The sequence below is a fragment of the Pyxidicoccus trucidator genome (assembly GCF_010894435.1).
Lineage (GTDB): Bacteria > Myxococcota > Myxococcia > Myxococcales > Myxococcaceae > Myxococcus > Myxococcus trucidator.
The window spans coordinates 35805-55294 of sequence record NZ_JAAIXZ010000018.1; the positions used below are offsets into that span (position 1 = coordinate 35805).

Annotated in this window: 18 protein-coding genes; 6 read left to right on the plus strand and 12 right to left on the minus strand. The window is 70.2% G+C overall.

Annotated elements, in window-relative coordinates:
• Positions 1-310: 310 nt before the first annotated feature.
• On the plus strand, positions 311-679 hold the full coding sequence (locus G4D85_RS37255; protein ID WP_164018872.1) for a hypothetical protein: 369 nt from the start codon (positions 311-313) through the stop codon (positions 677-679).
• 18 nt (positions 680-697) lie between these two features.
• Here G4D85_RS37255 and G4D85_RS37260 read toward each other — a convergent pair whose 3' ends face one another.
• A complete protein-coding gene (locus tag G4D85_RS37260) occupies positions 698-1183 on the minus strand; it encodes an OsmC family protein (protein WP_164018873.1) in 486 nt (161 codons plus the stop codon).
• Between the two features lie 53 nt (positions 1184-1236).
• The gene (locus G4D85_RS37265; protein ID WP_164018874.1) at positions 1237-2088 is read right to left on the minus strand and encodes a DUF1206 domain-containing protein; all 852 of its coding nucleotides are present in this window, start codon (positions 2086-2088) and stop codon (positions 1237-1239) included.
• Positions 2089-2137: 49 nt separating this feature from the next.
• On the opposite strand from G4D85_RS37265, the gene G4D85_RS50440 reads away from it, so the two are divergent.
• Both G4D85_RS50440 and G4D85_RS37270 read left to right on the plus strand, forming a co-directional pair.
• Entirely contained in the window at positions 2138-2269 is a 132-nt protein-coding gene (locus G4D85_RS50440; RefSeq protein ID WP_275900347.1) for a hypothetical protein, read from the plus strand.
• Between the two features lie 103 nt (positions 2270-2372).
• Positions 2373-5267, plus strand: coding sequence for a polysaccharide deacetylase family protein (locus tag G4D85_RS37270; RefSeq protein WP_164018875.1), 2895 nt, complete (start codon positions 2373-2375; stop codon positions 5265-5267).
• A gap of 12 nt (positions 5268-5279) precedes the next feature.
• Here the strand turns inward: G4D85_RS37270 and G4D85_RS37275 are convergent, their stop codons facing one another.
• The 3 genes from G4D85_RS37275 to G4D85_RS37285 form a co-directional block, all read right to left on the minus strand.
• Complete coding sequence (locus G4D85_RS37275) at positions 5280-6101, minus strand: TIGR02452 family protein (RefSeq protein WP_164018876.1); 822 nt, start codon at positions 6099-6101, stop codon at positions 5280-5282.
• A 154-nt stretch (positions 6102-6255) separates the two neighbouring features.
• Positions 6256-7095, minus strand: coding sequence for a hypothetical protein (locus G4D85_RS37280; protein WP_205525870.1), 840 nt, complete (start codon positions 7093-7095; stop codon positions 6256-6258).
• A gap of 400 nt (positions 7096-7495) precedes the next feature.
• A complete protein-coding gene (locus G4D85_RS37285) occupies positions 7496-8356 on the minus strand; it encodes an alpha/beta fold hydrolase (RefSeq protein WP_205525871.1) in 861 nt (286 codons plus the stop codon).
• 232 nt (positions 8357-8588) lie between these two features.
• On the opposite strand from G4D85_RS37285, the gene G4D85_RS37290 reads away from it, so the two are divergent.
• On the plus strand, positions 8589-9464 hold the full coding sequence (locus G4D85_RS37290; protein WP_164018878.1) for an alpha/beta fold hydrolase: 876 nt from the start codon (positions 8589-8591) through the stop codon (positions 9462-9464).
• A gap of 43 nt (positions 9465-9507) precedes the next feature.
• Here the strand turns inward: G4D85_RS37290 and G4D85_RS37295 are convergent, their stop codons facing one another.
• From G4D85_RS37295 to G4D85_RS37310, 4 genes are all read right to left on the minus strand, one after another.
• Entirely contained in the window at positions 9508-11178 is a 1671-nt protein-coding gene (locus G4D85_RS37295; protein WP_164018879.1) for a PAS domain-containing sensor histidine kinase, read from the minus strand.
• A gap of 9 nt (positions 11179-11187) precedes the next feature.
• Entirely contained in the window at positions 11188-11556 is a 369-nt protein-coding gene (locus G4D85_RS37300; RefSeq protein ID WP_164018880.1) for a response regulator transcription factor, read from the minus strand.
• A gap of 2 nt (positions 11557-11558) precedes the next feature.
• Positions 11559-12215, minus strand: a complete 657-nt coding sequence (locus tag G4D85_RS37305; RefSeq protein WP_164018881.1) for a response regulator transcription factor — start codon at positions 12213-12215, stop codon at positions 11559-11561.
• Positions 12216-12278: 63 nt separating this feature from the next.
• The gene (locus tag G4D85_RS37310; RefSeq protein ID WP_164018882.1) at positions 12279-13133 is read right to left on the minus strand and encodes an alpha/beta hydrolase; all 855 of its coding nucleotides are present in this window, start codon (positions 13131-13133) and stop codon (positions 12279-12281) included.
• 205 nt (positions 13134-13338) lie between these two features.
• On the opposite strand from G4D85_RS37310, the gene gstA reads away from it, so the two are divergent.
• Together gstA and G4D85_RS37320 are read left to right on the plus strand one after the other, a co-directional pair.
• Complete coding sequence (gene gstA, locus G4D85_RS37315) at positions 13339-13950, plus strand: glutathione transferase GstA (protein ID WP_164018883.1); 612 nt, start codon at positions 13339-13341, stop codon at positions 13948-13950.
• A complete protein-coding gene (locus tag G4D85_RS37320) occupies positions 13947-14306 on the plus strand; it encodes a VOC family protein (protein ID WP_164018884.1) in 360 nt (119 codons plus the stop codon). The genes gstA and G4D85_RS37320 overlap by 4 nt, the downstream gene beginning before the upstream one ends.
• On the opposite strand, the gene G4D85_RS37325 is transcribed toward G4D85_RS37320, so the two are convergent.
• From G4D85_RS37325 to G4D85_RS37335, 3 genes are read right to left on the minus strand one after another with little or no spacing between them, the layout of a single operon-like run.
• Positions 14290-14949 (minus strand): TetR/AcrR family transcriptional regulator, encoded by a 660-nt coding sequence (locus tag G4D85_RS37325; protein WP_164018885.1) that lies wholly within the window; start codon positions 14947-14949, stop codon positions 14290-14292. The genes G4D85_RS37320 and G4D85_RS37325 overlap by 17 nt on opposite strands.
• Positions 14950-14963: 14 nt before the next feature.
• Positions 14964-18059 carry an efflux RND transporter permease subunit gene (locus G4D85_RS37330; protein ID WP_164018886.1) on the minus strand — a complete coding sequence of 1032 codons (3096 nt, stop codon included), beginning with the start codon at positions 18057-18059 and terminating at the stop codon, positions 14964-14966.
• Between the two features lie 45 nt (positions 18060-18104).
• A complete protein-coding gene (locus G4D85_RS37335) occupies positions 18105-19241 on the minus strand; it encodes an efflux RND transporter periplasmic adaptor subunit (protein WP_164018887.1) in 1137 nt (378 codons plus the stop codon).
• Between the last annotated feature and the right edge of the window lie 249 nt (positions 19242-19490).

Consider the following 19490-nt stretch of genomic DNA (forward strand, 5'->3'; position numbering starts at 1 on the left):
TGTAGGGCCGGAACCACCCAGGCCGCGCGGCACCGGCGCGAGGCCCCACGTCAGGCGTGGGTGTCGGCTCCCGTATACATGCGGGGCCGAGCCCCCGGCTGTACCGCACCGGAGACGGGGTTCGGCAACCGGGTGCGAGGCTCACACACTTCAGTTTCTTACATGCTGACGCCTTTCGAGAATGAATTGGCGCCGGAAGTGAAACGAGTCGCTGCTGAATCGCGCATCATGTCGCCGTTACCCGAGGCTCGGGGGCACGCTGTCCAGGTCGCCCGCCGCACCCTCAGGTCCTCCGTCCGGGGTGCTCAAGATGTGGATCGAGACCATCATCATGCCGCGCGAGGAGTCCGAGCCCTATGTGCCCGCGCAGCAGAGAGACCGACGGAACGTCCTCAAGGCCGCGGCCAACGAGGGACGGGCACTCCGTGACGCCGTGCTGGATTACCTGAGCACGCACCAGCTCTCCGACGCAGTGAAGTGGATGAGCGAGCCGGGCTTCCTTCCCATCATCACCATCCACTGCACGGACTTCGCGCTGGCGAAGCTACGCGACGCCGCCGAGTTCGTGGTGGGCTGTGCCGCCCCCGTCGAGGCCTACCCGGCCCTGGCCCAGCCAGGTCCCCACGTGGCGCCCGAGGCGCTGCTGCCCGCCGTCTCCATGTACGAGAGCCGGCTCTGACCCGCTGACCGCTCGAAGCTACCCGCGCCCGGGTTCCACCATCGTCGTGGGCTCGTGCAGGACGGGGAAGTTGACCGAGTTCGCGATGAAGCACTTCGCATGCGCCTCGTGGTGGAGCGCCTGCGCCTTCTCCCGGTCCGAGCCGGCGGTGATGGTGACTCGGGGCCGCAGCACCACTCGAGTGAAGCGGCCGCCGCCATCCGCGCTCTCGGACATGAGGCCCTCGGCCGCGTCCACGTAGTCCGTCACCACCACGCCCGCGGTGGCGCACAGGTTCAGGTACCAGAGCTTGTGACACGCGGCCAGCGAGGCCACGAGCAGCTCCTCGGGGTTCCACCGCTTCGGGTCTCCGCGGAAGGCCGGGTCCGACGAGCCCGGAATCACGGGCTTGCCCTCCACGCTCAGCTCATGCGCGCGCTCGTAGCCACGGTAGCTCGTGGTCCCCGCGCCCGTGTTGCCAGTCCACTTCAACGCCACCGCGTAGCGATGCTCCTGTCCCGACATGACGCCTCCCTGGAGGTCCAGCGCGGGTTGGATACCGCGTCGCGGGCCGCGCGTCACGGCGTTGCGATGCGGCGGTAGCGCGCCTCCAGGAGCTGGTAGACGGCGTACGCCACCAGCCCCAGCGCCACCAGCCCCAGCAGCCACGGGCCGAACGGCTGCGACGCCAGTGTCTCCAGCGCCTCGCCGAGGCCACCCGCCTCGCCCGGGTCCGCCTGCACGGCGGCCTGGAGGAAGAAGGTGCCCACCAGCAGGAACACCACCGAGCGGGCCAGTGCGCCGGCCTTGCTGATGCGCTCCACCCAGGTGCGCTGGCGCGCGGCCAGGCCCGTCAGGCTCAGCTTCTCCAGCATCTTCCCCGTCGTCGCCTGCTTGAACTGGTGCACGGCGAAGCCAATCACCGCCACGCCCACCAGGGCCACCAACACCTGGCCGAAGGGCCGCGACAGCAGCTCCGCCGTCAGGCTCTTCGTGCCGTCGCCTCCACCGCCGCCACGCCCGCGCAGCAGGTTGAAGGCGAACAGCGCGAGGCCGGCGTGAATCACTCCGCTGATGCCGAGCACGACGCGCGTCACCACGCCCTTGCCGGAGCGGCCCTTGCCCTCCACGTCCATCACCGCCTGCACGAAGCGCCAGACAGCGAAGGCCAGCAGGCCCACGCCCAGCACCACCAGCAGCACCGAGCCGAAGGGCTGGCGCGCCACTTCCTCCACCGCGCCGTGCGTGTCCGTGGCGCGGCCTCCCTCGCCCGCCGCGAGCATCAGGGCCAGCACTCCAATCACCGCGTAGACGACCGCGCGGGACGCGTAGCCCACCCGGGCCGCCAGCTCCACACCGCTCCTGCCTGCCTGCCGTCCCGCGTGCGTCATGCGTTGCAGGTCGGGCCCGCGCAGTGTTCCCGTCGCCATGTCCCCCATCCTTTCGTGCCCCCTCCAGGCGGCCTCGGGGACGATGCGCATGAGCAGACGTTCGCCCAACGAGCGCCCGGCTGGCAGCCTGCTCCAGGGGCGCGAGGCCGCGGTGCGCTCCAGCCTGGAGCCACACCGTCGGGTGACGGAGTTGGTCGGTAGCACTTCTCCCTACCCATGAGGCCGGAGGGCCGCTCCATGCCCGCATATAATGATGCGGGCTCGGGGTGGGTTGGCGTCCCCACGCTCCACCGGGCATGCTCGCGGCGGACTCCGCCCAACGCATGAACCTCCTGCCCTTCGCTGGCGTCCGCCGGCCCCCCGTCCCGCTCCCTGGCACCCACCGCGTCGCGGCTCCGGCTCCCAGCCGGAAGCCCTGGCGCCGCGCCCTGCCCTGGCTTGCCGCCGTCTTCCTCGTCGCCTGCAAGGGCTCCGCGCCCGCGCCAGCCGCCTCGGCTCCGGCTCCCGAGACGAAGCCCGCCGCGCCCGTGGCCGCTCCCGCGCTCCAGGCGCCGGACGCGGGCCCCACCGCCGTCACGCCCGTGAAGGACGACACGGCCGCGCGCGAGGAGCTGGCCGGCATCCTCACCCGCTACCGGCAGAACATCGTCCTCGCCGCGGACGAGGACACGCTGGACGAGGACACCCGCGAGCGCGCGTCCGTCATCGGCCGCATGCTCTTCGACGAGAACCGGCACGCGCTGGAGGCCCTCGGCGAGCGGCTCGGCGGCGCGCTGACGTCCGGCGCCGAGCCTGGCCCCGTCACCGCGTTCCTGGACTGGCTGGAGAAGGACGCCGAGCTGCACGACGCCGACAAGCTCGCCTTCAAGGACACGCTGGCGGACCTGCACGACGCGCTCACCGCCCTGTCCCCCGCGCCCGCGTGGAAGGCGCCGCTGCTCGCCCGCCTCGAGGACGACCAGCGCGCGCTCCAGACCATCCGGTCGCTCTACGAGAAGGAGATGCAGGCCGTCTTCGGCCGCTTCGACACCCGGGGCATGACGATGCGCCGCGAGGCCTGGGAGGCGTACCTCGCCTTCCTCAAGGGCCGCTTCACGCGCGAGTCCATCCTCCAGTCCTTCGAGGAGACGCTGGGCTCGCTGGGCGGGGGCATGCGCGGCAAGGGCCCGCGCAAGGAGGACCCGAACATCATCACCGGCAACACGCTGCCGCCGAAGACGCTGGTCCTCACCTTCGACGACGGCCCGCACCCGAAGCACACCGCCTCCATCCTCGCCACGCTGGAGAAGTTCGGCGTGAAGTCCATCTTCTTCGAGGTGGGGCAGAACGTCGCCGTGCGCACGAAGAACGCGGGCGACGCGGGCACGCTCACCCGCACGGAGGCGTCCGCGTACTCGGAGCGCATCCTCCAGGCGGGGCACATGCTCGCCAACCACTCGCTGACGCATGCCTTCCTGCCCAAGCTCAGCGACGAGCGGCTCACCCGGGAAATCGACGAGTCGAAGCGCATCATCGAGGAGGTGACGAACAGCCAGATTGCCCTCTTCCGCCCGCCCTACGGCGCGCGCAACGAGAAGGTGCACGCGGCGCTCGCGGCCCGGAAGCTCAAGGCGTACCTGTGGAACGTGGACTCGCTCGACTGGAGCGACCCCATCCCCACCTCCATCGCCAACCGCGTGGTGCAGCAGGTGGAGGCCAACGGGCGCGGCGTCATCCTCCTCCACGACGTGCACAGCCAGACGGCGGAGGCGCTCCCGCTCATCCTGGAGACGCTCCAGGCCCGGGGCTACCGCTTCGCCCTCTGGGACGGCACCACGGTGGTCGGCGATGCGGCGGACGGCGGCACGCCCCCCGCGCCCACCCCCACGCCCGGCGACCTCTACCGCGAGAGCTGGGCGGTGGTCATCGGCATCAACGCGTACCAGAAGTGGCCGAAGCTCTCCTACGCGGTGAACGACGCGGAGGGCGTGCGGGACTTGCTGGTGCGCAAGTACCGCTTCAAGCCGGAGAACGTCACCGTGCTGCTGGACGCGCAGGCCACGCGCGAGCGCATCCTCTCCGTGCTGGGGGACGCGCTGGCGGACCCGGCGAAGGTGCAGCGCGAGGACCGCGTCTTCGTCTTCTTCGCGGGCCACGGCATCACCCGCCGCCTGCCCAACGGGAAGAGCCTCGGCTACATCGTCCCGGTGGACGCGGACACGTCCAACTACCAGAGCACGGCCATCTCGATGACCAACTTCCAGGACATCAGCGAGGCCATGCCCGCCAAGCACGCCTTCTTCGTCATGGACGCCTGCTACAGCGGGCTGGCGCTGACGCGCGGCGGGGCACCGGCGGGCGCGGACGTGCGCAAGTACCTCCAGGAGGTGACGCGCCGGAGCGTGCGCCAGGTCCTCACCGCGGGCGGCGCCGACGAGCAGGTGGCGGACCAGGGCCCCAACGGCCACTCCATCTTCACCTGGACGCTGCTGCAGGGAATGGAGGGACAGGCGGACCTCAACGCCGACGGCTACGTCACCGCGTCCGAGTTGGCTGCCTACGTGGGCCCCACCGTGTCCTCACTGTCGCGGCAGACGCCCGCCTTCGGCAGCATGCCCGGCAGCGAGGGCGGCGAGTTCGTCTTCGAGCTGTCCCGCGAGGGCGAGTTCCTCAGCGAGAGCTCCGAGCAGCTCGACACCGAGGCCATCACCCTCAACGCCGAGCTGGAGCGCGTGCGCTCCGAAATCGCCGCGAAGACGGCGCGCAACGAGGCCCTGGCGCGCGAGCTGGCGGAGGCGAAGAGCCAGCTGTCCCGCCTGCAGGACGCCGGCACCACGAGCGCCGTGGCGACCACGCCGGTGCCGCCCGCCACGCCCGCGGAGGAGGCCCGCCGCCGCAGCGACCGGGGCATGACGCTCTACCGCGAGAAGCGCTACGACGAGGCCCTGGCCGAGTTCCAGGCCGCCGCGCGCCTGGACCCGACGGATGCGCAGGCCACCAACAACGTGGGCTTCGTCCACTTCCGCCGCGGCGAGTATGCCGAGGCGGTGAAGTGGCTGGAGAAGACGCTCGTGCTGGACCCGCAGCGCGCCGTGGCCTTCCTCAACCTGGGGGACGCGTACGACAAGCTGGGCAAGGGCGCGGACGCGGCGAAGGCCTACGGGCGCTACCTGGCGTTGCTGCCGGACGGCCCCGCCGCCGTCACCGTGAAGGAGAAGCTGGTGCGACTGGGCCGCTGACAGCGGCCCGCTTCAGCCGAAGCGCTCGCGGAAGGCACGCAGGTTGGGTCCATCTCCCCCGCGCTCCCACACCGCGAACACCACCCGCTCGAACACGCCGGGGAACGCGTCCAGGGCCTGGGCAAAGGCCTCCGCCGCGTCGTGCGGGTCGTTCCGGAAGGCGCCGCAGCCCCACGCGCCCAGCACCAGCGTGCGGTGGCCCTCGTGCGCCGCCACCTGGAGCACCTTGAGCGCCCGCGCCTGGAGCACCCCGGGGACCTGGGGGAGCAGGTGCGGAGCGTTCTTCGCGGCCGCTCCGGCATTGGGCGCGGGCGCGGTGATGACGGACACGGAGAAGGGCTGCTCCAGGAGCGTGAGCCCCTCGTCCCGGAAGAAGGGCACCTCGGGTGAGTAGATGAGGTGGTCCGTGTACAGCGGCGAGTGCTGCGCGCGATTGGCGTCGTAGTACTCGCGCTGAGTGAGGAGGCACGCGTACAGCGCCGAGCAGCGCGCCAGGTCCTCCTCCTGGGCCTTCGCCCCGCCCAGGAAGCCGCCGCCCGGGTTCTTCGCCGAGGCGAAGTTGAGCGCGACGGCGTCCGTCACGCCCTCCTTCTCCACCAACCGGCGCGACGCGGCGCCCGTCTTCTCCGACGTCACCTCGATGCGGGGCGGGCCCTGGCCCACGAGGCGCTCGGGCTGTGGCAGCCGCTTGAAGTCACCCGGCCGGTAGAGCGCCGTGCCCTGCATGGCGTGCTCCACCGCGTCCCGGAACGAGACGGGCCGCCCGGACGGCGCCACGTACTCCCCCCGGTGCGTGATTCCCACCGTCTCCTCTGCGAGTCCCTTCAGCGACATGGCCTGCTCCCGGCTGACAGCCACCTCACGGGCTCGGCCCGAAAGGCATGGTGTCCAATGCACACGAAGATTGACCCGGGAGCCTGACAAGCCCGGGGCGCGAGGGGGACCTGCCCCACTCGCGCCCCGGGAGTGACGACGGTGCGACTAGCGACTACTGGCAGCCGATGCGCTGGGTGCTGCTGACCGCGACGTTGTCGATGAACGTCTCGGAACCGGACGGGCCCAGCGGGTGGACGAAGCCGTAGCCCACGTTGAAGGTGTTGAAGGCGCGCATGCCGATGTTGGTGAAGTCGTGGATGAGGGTGCCGTCCACGTAGACGCGGGTGTTGCCGTGCGTGCTCGCCGCCGTGGGGCGACGGATTTCCCACTCCAGGCACACCCAGCGCCCCGCCTCCATGCCACGTGTCACCGGCTCGGGCTGACGGTTCCAGCCCTGGCCCTGGCGGAAGGACCAGTCATCCAGCGCGAAGCCCTTGTCCTGCATCACCTGCAGCTCGAAACCGCCGAAGTCCGAGCCCAGGTTCGAGACGACGAAGAACGTCCCCATCTGGCCGAAGGCGCCGGGCAGCGAGCGCATGAACACGTGCGCGCGAACGAAGAGCTGCGTCCCGAAGGCGGGGATGGAGCGCGACCAGCGCGCGATGGCCTGGCCCTGGCCGTTCCGCTCGTCGAGGCCATTCTCGGTGACGATGTGCAGCCGGCCATTCTCCGCCGCGATGGTGGCGTGCTCCCCGCTGGACTCCCACCCATTGAGGCCGCTGCTGAAGGACTCGCAGACGATGGAGCCGGCCGGGCACGTGCCGGCCGGGCTGGTGCCCGGGTCCGTCCCCGCGTCGGGGAACGTGACGGTGCCCGAGTCCTCGGTGCCCGCGTCGGCGGACGTGCCCGAGTCGGGGTTGTCGTTGTCGTCGTCGTCGTCGTTCGAGCACGCCGGCAGCGCGCCCAGCGCGAGCAACGCGAGGGGCAGCACCACGAACCGATTGAAGCGCATAGGGTCCTTCGTCCTTCCAAGCCGGGCGTTGGAGCCCGGCGATGTTTCCGAGTGCCCGCGGGGCCGGGCTGGCCTGGGGTAATGACGTCGGACGGGCTCCCCGTGCCGGCGCCGACCGCCCTGGACACCTATCACCCGCGCCCGCTCCAGGTCACCTCGGGCCGGGCTGACCCGGTGGTCGCGGGGCCCACCGTGGACCGGCCGGGCGCACGAGGGAGCAGCCAGGCACCGCCGCCCGGTGTGACAGGGAGGGCAGGCGGGGTGGGACAGGGGCTTCGTGAGGGTGGAACAGCAGTCACCGGGTGGCGGGACGCGATGTCACACCCGCGTGCCATGGCTTCGGGCCCAGGGGCCCCAGGGAGGCCCGGACAGCGACGGGGCCTTCCCTCCACCGCCCCGCTCAGCGGTTTTCGATGAAGCTGGCAATCAGGTCCGCGCACAGCCGCGGCGCTTCGTGCTGCGGGCCGTGGCCCATCTGTGGGAGCACCATCAGGTGCACCGACTTCGTCTGCGGCGCCACGTCGAACCAGTTCTCGACCGGGAAGACGATTTCCTGGTCTCCGGAGATGACCAGCACGGGGATGTCGGTGGCCTTGAGGAAGTCACGGTAGCCGTTGTCGTCGACGAAGATGTCGTCGGCCTTCGTCTCCGCCAGCAGCTTCATCACGGTCTCAATCGGAATCGCCGGACTGACATCCGTGGTGCGGGCCGCGATGCGGTTGTGCGAAGCCACTGCGGCGGCGCGGGACTTCTGCGACTCCGGATGGAAGAACAGCACCGTCTCGTCGTCCAGGTCGTTCACCGGCTTCAAGGCGCGCTCGAAGAAGATGGGCTTTGCTCCGGCGCGCACCCGCCCCGGAGGGCTGGTGCCAATCAGCAGCAGCTTGAGGATGCGCTCGGGGTGCAGACGCATCGCCACCTGCGCCGCGAGGCCCCCCAGCGACCAGCCGCCGAGGACGAAGCGCTCCAGGCCGAGCGCGTCCGCCAGGTCGATGGCGTCCTGCGCCAGCCTCGTGCGCACATAGCTGGGCGTGCCGGTCGACTGGCCGAGGCCGGAATAGTCGAAGGTGATGACGCGGTGCTGGGCCGCCAGCGCATCGAGGAAGGCGGGGTCCCAAGAGTCGAGGATGCCACGGAACCGCAGGCACAGGAGGATGGGCACGCCCTCGCCGATGTCGCGATAGGCGAGGCGGCGGCCCTTCACCTCGACGAAGCGGGTGGGCGCGTTGACGGCGGTAACGGCGTGGGTTCGCATGTCCATGAGCAGACTCCTTCAGGGGCTGGCGCTGACGTAAAGGCAGACATGCTGCGGCGTCACCCTCACGAAGCTTGAGCGCAATGATGGCGACCTGGCTTCGCGCCGTCTTCTGTACTGTGGGCCAGCCAACCTAAACCTTCGTATGAGGCCGCCCAAACCCCCGTACGATGGCGCGTCCGAATCCCCCTGCGCATCCTCGCGGCGCCTCAACTCCCTGCGCCGAAAGGAAGCGCCCATGGATACCCGGAGCCGTCCCAACACCGACCAAGCCGGCAAGCTCAGTGGCAGCTATCTCACCACCCGGGACGGCACCCAGCTCTACTTCAAGGACTGGGGCCCGAAGGACGGTCAGCCCATTGTCTTCTCGCACGGCTGGCCCCTCAGCTCCGACGCCTGGGAAGACCAGATGCTGTTCCTGTCGGAGCACGGCTACCGCACCATCGCCCATGACCGCCGCGGCCACGGTCGCTCCTCGCAGCCGTGGGGCGGCCATGAGATGGACACCTATGCTGATGACCTCGCCGAGCTGACGGCCGCGCTCGACCTCAAGAAGGCCGTCCACATCGGCCACTCCACCGGCGGTGGCGAGGTCGCCCGCTACATTGGCCGCCACGGCACCTCGCGCGTCGCCAAGGCCGTGCTCATCGGCGCCGTGCCGCCCATCATGCTCAAGACGGACTGGCACCCGAACGGCCTGCCCCGCGAAGTGTTCGACGGCATCCGTGCCGGCGTGCGCGCCGACCGCTCCAGCTTCTTCAAGGAGCTGAGCATGGCGTTCTACGGCTTCAACCGTCCGGGCGCGAAAGTCTCGGAAGGCCTGCGCGAGAGCTTCTGGATGCAGGGGATGATGGGCGCGCTGAAGGCCGAGTACGACTGCATCAAGGCCTTCTCGGAGACCGACTTCCGCGCCGACCTCGCGAAGTTCGACGTGCCCACGCTGGTGATGCACGGCGACGACGACCAGATTGTCCCCATCGAGGGCGGGGGGAAGCTCACCGCCACGCTCGTCAAGGGCGCGAAGCTGAAGGTCTACCCGGGCTTCAGCCACGGCATGACGGCGGTCAACAAGGACGTCATCAACGCGGACCTGCTGGCCTTCATCAAGGGCTAGGGCGCGTCGACCGGCCGCGCGGCTCGCTTCCGCGCGGCCTGCTTCAGGGCGCGAAAGGCAGGGTGAAGAGGAAGCGCGCCCCGCCGGCTGGCAGGTTCTCCGCCCAGATGCGGCCGCCGTGCGCCTCGATGATGTTGCGGCAGATGGACAGCCCCATTCCGAGGCCGTTCGCCTTGGTGGTGAAGAAGCTCTGGAAGAGCCGGGAGTGAGCCTCCGGCGGGATGCCCGGCCCCGAGTCCTCGAGCTCGAAGCGCAGCTCCCCGTCCCCCGCCCGGGTCCGCAGGACGAGCCGCGGCTGCGAGCAGCGGGCGCGCGTCATCTCCTGCATGGCGTTGAGCGCCAGGTTGACGACGGTCTGCTGGAGCTGCACGCGGTCTGCCTCGATTTCCGGCAGGCCGTCCGCGAGCTCGAGGCGCGGCTCGACCTCATGCGCCAGCAGCTCGTGGTGGAGGAAGTGCACCGCCTCCTCCACGACGGGGTTGGGCGACAGGCGCTGCCGCTCCGAGGCCTTGTTCGAGGCCATGGCGCGGAGGCGGGCGATGATGTCGGCGGCGCGACGCGCGTCACTGACCATGTTGGCGTGGATGGCGCGCACCTCGTCGAGGTCGGGCTGCGGCCGCGACAGCCAGCGTGCCCCCGCCGCGCCATTCGCGGCGATGGCGGCCAGTGGCTGGTTCACCTCGTGGGCAATCGACGCCGTCAGCTCTCCGAGCATCGACAGGCGCGACGCGTGGGCGAACTCGCTCTGCAGTTGCCGCAGCGCCTTCTGGGCCGACACGCTCTCGGTGAAGAGGTTGCGATAGCGCACCTCGCTGGCGCGCACCTCCTGCTCCGCGGCCACCCGGTCGGAGAGGTCGATGACGCCGACCAGGACCGTGCCGCGCCCATGGTGGCCCGACGGCCAGCAGACCGTGAACAGGGCATCAATCATCCGTCCGTCGAGCGTGGACAGGCGCGTCTCGCGCGACAGGCTGGGCAGGCGGTGAATCGAGGCCAGCAGGCTCTCCGCATAGACGTGGCGGCTCTCCGGCGGCCAGAAGGGAGCGACCGTACCGCCGACGAGGGCCTCGCGGCTTCCGGCGGCGAACAGCATCGCCGTCTTGTCGTTGACGTCGACCACCCGAGTCGTGGCGATGGCGGCGTCGATGAACTCGGGATGCGCCTCGAAATAGGCACGGAAGTCCGTGACACCGCCGTGCATGAGCTCGGCCAGCATCTTCCGCACGTCCGAGAAGTCGAGCTCCCAGAACGACGCCGCCATGGCCTGGAACAGGTTGCGGTAGCGGTGCGCCTGCAGCCGGGACTCCAGCTCGAGGTCGCTCAAGCGGGTGATGTCGCGGCCGTATTCGATGATGGCCGCCGGCTGGCCGTCCGGGCCGGGCTGCACCTTCCACCGGACTTCGACGCGCCGCTCCTCGCCGGACGCGGTGGTCCGCTTCAGCTCACCTTCCCAGTGCCCCTGCTCGAGCAGGTGTCGCTCCAGGCCCGCGAGGGTCGACGGGTGATGGGCATTGAGGCTGGCATGGAGGTCGCGGCCCAGCATGGCGTCGCGCGTGAAGCCGTAGAGCGCCTCGGACGCCTTGTTCCACAGCAGGACGCGGCCTCGCGAGTCCCGGACGATGACGCTCTCGACCAGGCCGTCGACAACCGGGGCGAGGAAGTCCACCGAGCCCGGCAAGGTGTCGTCCGACTCCGGCCTGTTTCCTTCGGGCATGACCCGAACCTACAACGAAAGGGCACGCTCGACGCAGGCGACGAACTCCTCGCTGTCGAAGGGCTTCTTCAGGAGGCAGTACGGGTTGCACGCCTGCGCCTTCTCCATCACTGCCGCCTCGTCCCTGGCGGTAATCATGATGACGGGCACCGTGGAGCCCCGCGCGTCGAGCTCCCGCTTGAGGTCGATGCCGCTCATGCCGGGCATGTGGATGTCGGTGATGATGAGGCTCATGCGCGGAAGCTCGCCCGATGCCAGGAACGCCTCGGCGCTGTCGAACGCCAGTCCCTTCAGCCCGAGCGACCTCAGCAGGCTGACCAGCGCCAGGCGGACCGACACGTCGTCGTCGACTACGGAGATGAGGTGTTCTGGCGGCATGACTAGGATTTTCGCGCCTGGGATGGAGTCGGGGCCGGGGTGAGCGCCTTGGGGAGCTTCAGTGCCTCGGCCATGCGCACCAGGTCGGCCAGGGACTGCGCCTCCATCTTCCGCATCACCGAGCCGCGATGAATCTTGACCGTGATTTCACTCAGGTTGAGCTCGCCGGCCACCTGCTTGTTGAGGAGCCCCGCGGTGACCAGCGTCATCACCTGCTGCTCTCGTGCCGACAGGCTGTCGAAGCGCTTGCGCAGGTCGGCCGCGCCCTCGCGCTCGGAGCGCTGGCCGCGATGGCGCTCCACCGCCAGCGCCACGGCGTCGAGCAACTCCTGCTCGCGGAAGGGCTTGGGCAGGAAGTCGACCGCGCCCGCCTTCATCGCACTCACCGACATCGGGATGTCGCCGTGGCCGGTCATCATGATGACCGGCAGGTCGATGCCGAGCGACGCGAGCTGCCCCTGGAAGGCGAGACCACTGGTGCCGGGCAGGCGCACGTCGAGCAGGAGGCAGCCGGGTGCATCCGCCCGCTCGGCATCGAGGAAGGCCCGCACCGAGTCGTAGGCCCTGGCCTTCATTCCGATGGAGCGGAACAGGGTCTGCAGCGCGGTACGCAGCGACGTGTCGTCGTCGATGATGTGGATGACGGCTTCCTCGCTCATGAAGGCAACTTCGCATGGCGAAATAGCGCCCGCAATCGACCCGGCCATGGTGCTGTGCGGGCCTTACGCCGTGCCCGTGCGCGGCTGCGTGTCCTCGCTGGCCGCCTCCACGACCTTGATGGGTGCGAAGGACCGGGCCGCGTCGACCGCCCAGTCGAGGGCGTAGTCGGCCACCTCCTCCCAGCCCTCCTCCTGGCACAGGAAGTGTGAGCGGGCCGGAAAGAACTTGTACTCGGTCTTCGACGGCGACTTCGACTGCTTCTTCGTGATCGACTTGACCATCGGCGTGGGCACCGTGCGGTCGAACTCGGCGGCGGTGAGCAGCAGGGGCGGACGCGTCTTGGGGGACGTGAGCTTCGAGCCCTTGCCCAGCAACGCCTCGAAGAAGATGCGGCCCGGCGTCGGCACGATGTACTTGTCGTAGGCCGCGCGCATCTCCGACTCCGGCAGGGTGTTGGCGAAGCCGGTGGTGAAGTCCTTGAAGCTCATCGTCAGCGCGCGGTTCCACGAGTTCCACGTCGTGAAGACGGACAGCGACGTCCAGACGGCCACGGGATGCGCCGGCACGCCGAAGGGCGGCGCCGGGTCGATGGCGACGCCCGCTGCGCCCAGGCCGCGGTCGAGCAGCATCTGCACGACGAGGCCGCCGAACGAGTGGCCCATCAGGATGGGCTTCTCGGGCAGCGCGCGAATCACCGCGTCATAGTGGTCGACGATGTCCTTGAAGTGCAGCTTGCTGAAGCGCGGGTCCAGGTTGGTGCGAAGCTCATCGACGCTCTTGTCCAGGTAGGGCCAGGCGGGGGTGAGCACCTTGAAGCCCTTGGCTTCGTAGCGGGCGCGGAAGGACTCCCAGGCGGCGGGCGTCAGCCAGGCGCCGTGGATGAGCACAATGGTCTTCGGGGAGGGAAGAGCAGGCATGGGAACTCCTGAGCGGTTGATGACGGCAAGATGCCTGGAGCGTGCGCCAGAACCCATTGCACCTGGGGTTGAGCGGCCTAAACCTTCGTATACCGCTCACCGCTGGGGACGCCGGAAGCGCTGACCGCGCGTTTCCGTGGCGCGGCGACGAAGAAGCGTGCAGAAATCCGCGCCGCTCAACATAGGGCGTAAGGATTCCACACACATGAAGCTCTTCTACACCCCGGGTGCTTGTTCCCTGTCGCCGCACATCGTCCTGCGCGAGGCGGGCCTCTCCTTCGAGACCGAGAAGGTCGACATCCGCGCCAAGAAGACGGAGCACGGCGAGGACTACTTCGGCATCAACCCCAAGGGCTATGTCCCCGCCCTCCAGCTCGACGAAGGCGGCCTGCTCACGGAGGGCCCCGCCATCGTCCAGTACCTCGCGGACAAGGCCCCCGAGAAGAAGCTGGCCCCGGCCAACGGCACCCTGGAGCGCTACCGCCTCCAGGAGCTGCTCAACTTCATCGGCACCGAAATCCACAAGAGCTACAGCCCGCTCTTCAACCCCGCGCTCCCCGAGGAGGTGAAGTCCGCCTTCCGAGACCGCATCGCGCTTCGCTACAAGGTCATCGAGGACCGACTCGCGGCGAAGGGCCCCTTCCTCATGGGCGACCAGTTCACCGTGGCGGACGCGTACCTCTTCACCGTGACGAACTGGGCGGGCAACCTGAAGGTGAGCCTGGAGTCCTTCCCCGCGCTGCGGGCCTTCCAGGCGCGCGTGGCGGAGCGCCCCGCCGTGCAGGCCGCGCTGAAGGCCGAAGGCCTCACGAAGTGACGCCGGCGTTCGTCAAGCTGCTCGTCTCGGACGCCGCGCGCTCGCTGGCGTTCTACGAGGCGCTCGGCTTCGAGCGCGTGGGCACCGAGCCGCCCTTCGTCCACCTCCGGTGGGCGGGGGCGGTGGACGTCTACCTCGTCACGCCTCCCCCCATGCTGAAGCTGGAGGGGCGGCGCGGCCTGGGCGTGCTGGTGGGCTTCCGCACCGAGGGCCAGAGCGGCCTCGACGAGCTGCTCCTGCGCGCCCAGTCGCAGGGCGCCGCCGTGGAGGGCCCCGTGGTGCAGCCCTGGCACACGCGCGAGGTCATCGTCACCGACCCGGACGGCTACCGGCTCAACTTCATCGAGCCCGCGTAGTCCCACCCCCTGGGGGGCGCGCGAAGCCCCCCAGGAGCAGGTCCAGCATCAGGTCGACGGACTTCCCCAGCGGCCGCAGGGTGAGCCACTTGTCCTTGTCCATGACGAGGTGGAGCGACACCAGGCCGTGCAGGCCGCCCCACAGCGTCTGGCTGACGAGGTCCACGTCCTGGTACTCGGGCTTGAAGCAGCCCGCGTCCCGCGCCTCCTGCACCATCTTGCAGACGAAGGCGTAGGCGTCCTGCTCCGGGTTGCCCTGCTGGATGGCGCGGCGGTCTTCGTCCTCGAACTCCGCCGGGTGGCGCTGCATGAAGAGGAGCTTGTAGGTGGTGGGGTGCTCCTGGGCGAAGGCGAGGTACGCCCGTCCCAGCTTCCGCAGCCGCTCCATCGGGTCCTGCACGCGGGCGACCTTGTTCAGCGTCTCGGCGAAGCGCAGGAAGTCATGGGCACACAGCTCACGGATGAGCGCGGCCTTGTCCTTGAAGTGCACGTAGATGGCGGTGGGGCTGTACTCAATCTTCTCGGCGACGCGCCGCATCGTCACCGCCTCGTAGCCCTCATTGACGAAGAGCTCGCGGGCGGCGTCGAGGATGAGCTGCCGCGTCGCCTGCTTCTCCCGCTCTCGCCGCTCCTTGATGCCCATGGTCTCCTTCAGTATCAGGCAGGGGCGGGGGCCACGGGAAGCGCCCCGGTGGCCGGCGCCTCCTCGGACTCCACCTCCGGTGCCAGCAGCTTGTACACCACCGGCGTCACCACGCGAGTCAGCAGCGTGGAGGAGATGAGCCCACCGATGATGACCCACGCCAGGGGCGAATAGAGGCTGCTGTTCTCCAGCGCCAGCGGCAGCAGGCCGCCCAGGGCCGTCAGGGTGGTGAGCAGGATGGGGAGGAAGCGCGTCTCGCCCGCCTGCTCGATGGCGGCGTCCAGCCCCACGCCCTTCGCGCGGAGCTGGTTGGTGAAGTCCACCAGCAGGATGCTGTTCTTCACCTCGATTCCCACCAGGGCGATGAAGCCGATGGAGGCGGTGAAGGACAGCGTGTTGCCGGTGAAGAACAGCGCGGCGATGCCGCCCACCAGCCCCAGCGGAATCACCGACGCCACGATGAGGGTGCTCTTGAAGGTGCGGAACTCCAGCACCAGCACCGCGAGCACGCCGAACGCCGCGATGATGGCCGCCGAGGACACGCCGCTGAAGCTCTCCTCTCGGCTCTCCAGCTCTCCGGCCGCCTCCCAACGGTAGCCCGCGGGCAGCTTCAGCCCCTGGTCCAGCCGCGCCATCACCTGCCGGGTGACGCTGTCGGTGTTGTAGCCGGTGGCGACGCTCGCGGTGACGGTGACGTTGCGCTCGCCGTCCTTGTGGGTGATGCGGCTGGGGCTGGCCTCCAGCCGCACCTGGGCCAACTGCCCCAGCGGCACGAGGTTCCCCGTGACGCCCGCGACGTGCAGCCGCTCCAGCGCGCCCAACTCCGGCCACGCGCCGGACTCCAGCGGCAGCCGGACGAGGATGGGGTGGTCCTCGCCATCCGCGTCGCGGAACGTGCCCGCGGGCAGCCCCGCCAGGCCGAAGCGCACGGTGCGGGCCACCTCGGCCACCGGCACGCCCAGCAGGCCCGCCTTCTCGCGGTCCACGTCCACCTCCAGGTCCGTGCGCCGCGTCTGCACGGGGTTCTTCACGTAGAGGGTGCCCGGCGTCGTCTCCAGCACCTTCTGGACGTCCACCGCCAGCGTGCGCAGCGTGTCCAGTTCCGGCCCCACCAGCCGCACCGCCACGGGCGCGTCGATGGGCGGCCCCTGCTCGAACTCGAGCACCTCGATGCGGGCACCGGGATACGCATCCAGCTCCGCGCGCAGCCCGTCCAGCAGCGCGGGCGTGGTGTCCGCGTCGTACGTGTGGAGCTGCACGAAGACCTCGCCGGTGTTGGGCCGCTCCGCGCCGGGCCGCACGTTGTAGTAGACGGACGGGTGGCCCCGGCCCGTGTTGGCGGCGACGCTGGACACCTCGGGCCGGCGGCGCAGGGCGTCTTCCACGAAGCGCACCGCGCGGTCCGTCTCCGCCAGGCTGGTGCCGTCCGGCGTCTCCACCATGACGTGGAACATGGGCGTGCCCGCCTTGGGGAAGAGGCTGAAGCCCACCACCGGCACCAGCGCGAGGCTGCCCACGAAGAGGGCCACCGCCACGCCCAGCGTCAGCATGGGGCGGGCCAGCGCGCGGTGCAGCACCGGGCGGTAGCTGCGCTCGATGAAGTGGTGGAAGGCGCGCAGCACGCGGTTGCCCTCCGGATGGCCCTCCTCCTTGAGGAACAGGCTGGCCAGCAGCGGAATCACGGTGAGCGACACCAGCAGCGACGCGAGGATGGTGAACACCACCGCCATGGGCAGGCTGCGGATGAACTGCCCGGCCGTGCCCGGCAGGAAGAGGAGCGGCACGAAGGCCAGCACCAGCGTGGCGGTGCAGCCCAGCACCGCGAGGCCAATCTGGGACGTGCCCTCAATCGCCGCGCGCACCCGGCCCATGCCCTGGCGCAGGAAGCGGGCGATGTTCTCCACGACGACGATGCTGTCATCCACCAGCAGGCCCAGGGCAATCACGAAGCCGACGATGGAGAGCTGGTTGAGCGAGTAGCCGGCGAAGTCCAGCGCCGCGAGCCCCAGCGCCAGGGACAGCGGAATGGACACCATGACGATGAGGCTGGCGCGGAAGCCCAGGGGCAGCAGCGTCAGCAGCACCAGCGCCAGGGCCAGCGCGAAGTCCGCGGCGAAGCCACCCAGCCGGCGCCCCACCTGGAGCGACTGGTCAAACCCCGTCTCCAGCCGCATGCCCGGAGGCAGCTCCTTCGCCCACTCGCGGGCGGCGGCGAGCGTGGCGTCGCGCACCGCGAAGACATTCTGTCCCTCCTTCTGGGTGACGCCGAGGAAGGCGGCGCGCTCGCCGTTGTAGCGGCCCAGGTGGACGGCGTCCTGGTCTCTGAAGGACACGTCCGCCACGTCACCCAGGCGCACCACGCCCTGCGCTCCGCCGCCCACCACCGTGGCGCGCACCTGCTCCAGCGAGCTGAACTCGCTGCTCGTCTGCACGTTGAAGCGCCGGGTGCCCACGTCCACGCTGCCCGCCGGCACGTTGAGGTTGGCCCCGCCCAGCCCCTGGAGCACCTGGGACAGCGGCACGCCCACGCGCGTCAGCCGCTCCAAATCCAACGAGACGCGCACCTCCTGCTTGGGCACCGCGAACACCTCGGCCTTCTTCACGCCCGTCACGTTGGACAGGCGCTCGGCCAGCGCGTCGGCCCGCCGCTCCAGCTCTCGCGCCGGAGCGTTGGGGCCCACCAACGCCAGCTGCACCACGTTCACGTTGGCCGCGCTGAAGCGCACCACCTCCAGCCGCAGCAGGCCCGGCGGCAGCTTCGGCCGCGTGGCGTTCACCTGCCGCAGCACCTCCGCGTACTTGTCGTCCGCGTCCGAGGACGCATCGAACTCGATTTCGACGAGCGCCAGCCCGTCCTCCATCCGGCTGCGCACCTCCTTCACGTCGTCCAGTTCGTCGAACGCGTCCTCCAGCGGGTCCACCACGAGCTGCTCCAGGTCTCGGGGACTGGCGCCGGGATAGACGGCGACGATGGAGAAGCCCGGCATGGGGAACACCGGGTCCTCGGCGCGCGGAATGGACATCGCGCTGGAGATGCCGAGCGCCACCAGCATGGCGAACACGACGAGGGTGAACTGCGGGTTCTTCACGGCGGCGGTGGACAGCTTCATGACGCGCCTCGATGGCGGAAGGGGTTGGCGGGCTTCAGGCGGGCTTCAGCGACGCGACGTGGGTCCCCCGGCGGGCGTCTCCACCACCGCCACCGCCTGACCATCCCGGAGGAAGGCGACGCCGTCGGTGATGACGCGCGCGCTCCCGCCCGGCCCCTCGGACAGCGCCGCGCGCCCGTCGGTGGCGGACAGGAAGGCCACCCGGACGCGCTGCCGCCGCGCGGTGCGTCCGTCCTCGGCGAGCGTGAAGACGCTGGCCACCTCGCCGTCCCCCTCCAGCAGCGCCTCCACCGGCACGAGCTGCACCGCCTGCCGCTCCGACGGCGTCACCACTGCCTTGGCGGACAGGCCGGACAGCAGCCTCGGCGCCTCGGTGCCGTCCGCGGCGCGCGTGTCCAGCGCCAGCTCCACCTCGGCGGTGCCCACGCCCGGCGTGGCGGCGCTGGCCACCTCGCTGATGCGCGCGCGGAAGGTGCGGCCCGGGTAGGCGTCCAGCGTCACCTCGGCGGAGTCCCCCTCCTGCACGCGCACCACGTCGCGGTCCGTCAGCCCCACGCGCACCACCCAGCCGCCGTCGGTGCTGGCGAAGAGGAAGAGGGGCTGGCCCGGAGCCACCACCTCCCCCGGCTCCACCATGCGCTTGAGGATGCGGCCATCGGACGGCGCGAGCACGGTGGCCTGCCGCTGGTTGAAGGCCGCCGCGCGCCACGCCGCGTCCGCCACCTCGTAGCCGGTGGTGGCGTCCTGGAGCTGCACCAGCGTGGCCACCTGGTCCGCGTGGAGCTGCTTCACGCGCTCCAAATCCCGCACCGCCTTCTCCCGCGCCTCGCGTGCCTGCGCCACCTGCGGGCCGATCTCCGACAGGTCCAGCGCGGCGAGCACCTGGCCGCGCTTCACCTTCCGTCCCTCGTCCACGGACACCGTCTGCACCACCCCGCCCACCTTGGTGGACAGCCTCACCTCCTGCTTGCCGGCCAGCGTCCCACTGGCGCGCACGGGGCGGGCCACCTCCTCGGTGACGACGGGCGCCAGCCGCACCCGCACGGGAGCCTCGGCGGAGGCCACGGGCGTGGGCGCCGCGGAAGCCGACCCCGAGCACCCCGAGGACAGCAGACCGAAGAGCAGGACCGCGAGCCCGCCGAGCAACGCGGCGGAGAGGGTTGGCGACGGGGCACGCACCATGAGGCGACTCCTTGTTGCCGCGCCTCGGCGGGCGCGGGGCAGACGAATCCCCAGGCGCGGGAACGCGGGCTCCGGGGTTAACTACGCCTCTAGACTTAACGGTGTTAAGTGAGTCAGGCAAGTGCCCTGACAAAACTTCACAAACCGGCGAGCGGCCGTGCGCTGTCGCCCTCGCGACAGGCCGCAAGCCCTCCGGCCGTGCACCGTCCCGAGCTCTCCCACGTGCGGCCTTGCGGGGGTGGTGCGGTG

Bases quoted from the DNA above. Each gene is read 5' to 3' on its own strand.
- G4D85_RS37255 (WP_164018872.1), top strand. From the start codon at position 311: ATGTGGATCGAGACCATCATCATGCCGCGCGAGGAGTCCGAGCCCTAT.
- G4D85_RS37260 (WP_164018873.1), bottom strand. From the start codon at position 1,183: ATGTCGGGACAGGAGCATCGCTACGCGGTGGCGTTGAAGTGGACTGGC.
- G4D85_RS37265 (WP_164018874.1), bottom strand. From the start codon at position 2,088: ATGGCGACGGGAACACTGCGCGGGCCCGACCTGCAACGCATGACGCAC.
- G4D85_RS50440 (WP_275900347.1), top strand. From the start codon at position 2,138: ATGAGCAGACGTTCGCCCAACGAGCGCCCGGCTGGCAGCCTGCTCCAG.
- G4D85_RS37270 (WP_164018875.1), top strand. From the start codon at position 2,373: ATGAACCTCCTGCCCTTCGCTGGCGTCCGCCGGCCCCCCGTCCCGCTC.
- G4D85_RS37275 (WP_164018876.1), bottom strand. From the start codon at position 6,101: ATGTCGCTGAAGGGACTCGCAGAGGAGACGGTGGGAATCACGCACCGG.
- G4D85_RS37280 (WP_205525870.1), bottom strand. From the start codon at position 7,095: ATGCGCTTCAATCGGTTCGTGGTGCTGCCCCTCGCGTTGCTCGCGCTG.
- G4D85_RS37285 (WP_205525871.1), bottom strand. From the start codon at position 8,356: ATGGACATGCGAACCCACGCCGTTACCGCCGTCAACGCGCCCACCCGC.
- G4D85_RS37290 (WP_164018878.1), top strand. From the start codon at position 8,589: ATGGATACCCGGAGCCGTCCCAACACCGACCAAGCCGGCAAGCTCAGT.
- G4D85_RS37295 (WP_164018879.1), bottom strand. From the start codon at position 11,178: ATGCCCGAAGGAAACAGGCCGGAGTCGGACGACACCTTGCCGGGCTCG.
- G4D85_RS37300 (WP_164018880.1), bottom strand. From the start codon at position 11,556: ATGCCGCCAGAACACCTCATCTCCGTAGTCGACGACGACGTGTCGGTC.
- G4D85_RS37305 (WP_164018881.1), bottom strand. From the start codon at position 12,215: ATGAGCGAGGAAGCCGTCATCCACATCATCGACGACGACACGTCGCTG.
- G4D85_RS37310 (WP_164018882.1), bottom strand. From the start codon at position 13,133: ATGCCTGCTCTTCCCTCCCCGAAGACCATTGTGCTCATCCACGGCGCC.
- gstA (WP_164018883.1), top strand. From the start codon at position 13,339: ATGAAGCTCTTCTACACCCCGGGTGCTTGTTCCCTGTCGCCGCACATC.
- G4D85_RS37325 (WP_164018885.1), bottom strand. From the start codon at position 14,949: ATGGGCATCAAGGAGCGGCGAGAGCGGGAGAAGCAGGCGACGCGGCAG.
- G4D85_RS37330 (WP_164018886.1), bottom strand. From the start codon at position 18,059: ATGAAGCTGTCCACCGCCGCCGTGAAGAACCCGCAGTTCACCCTCGTC.
- G4D85_RS37335 (WP_164018887.1), bottom strand. From the start codon at position 19,241: ATGGTGCGTGCCCCGTCGCCAACCCTCTCCGCCGCGTTGCTCGGCGGG.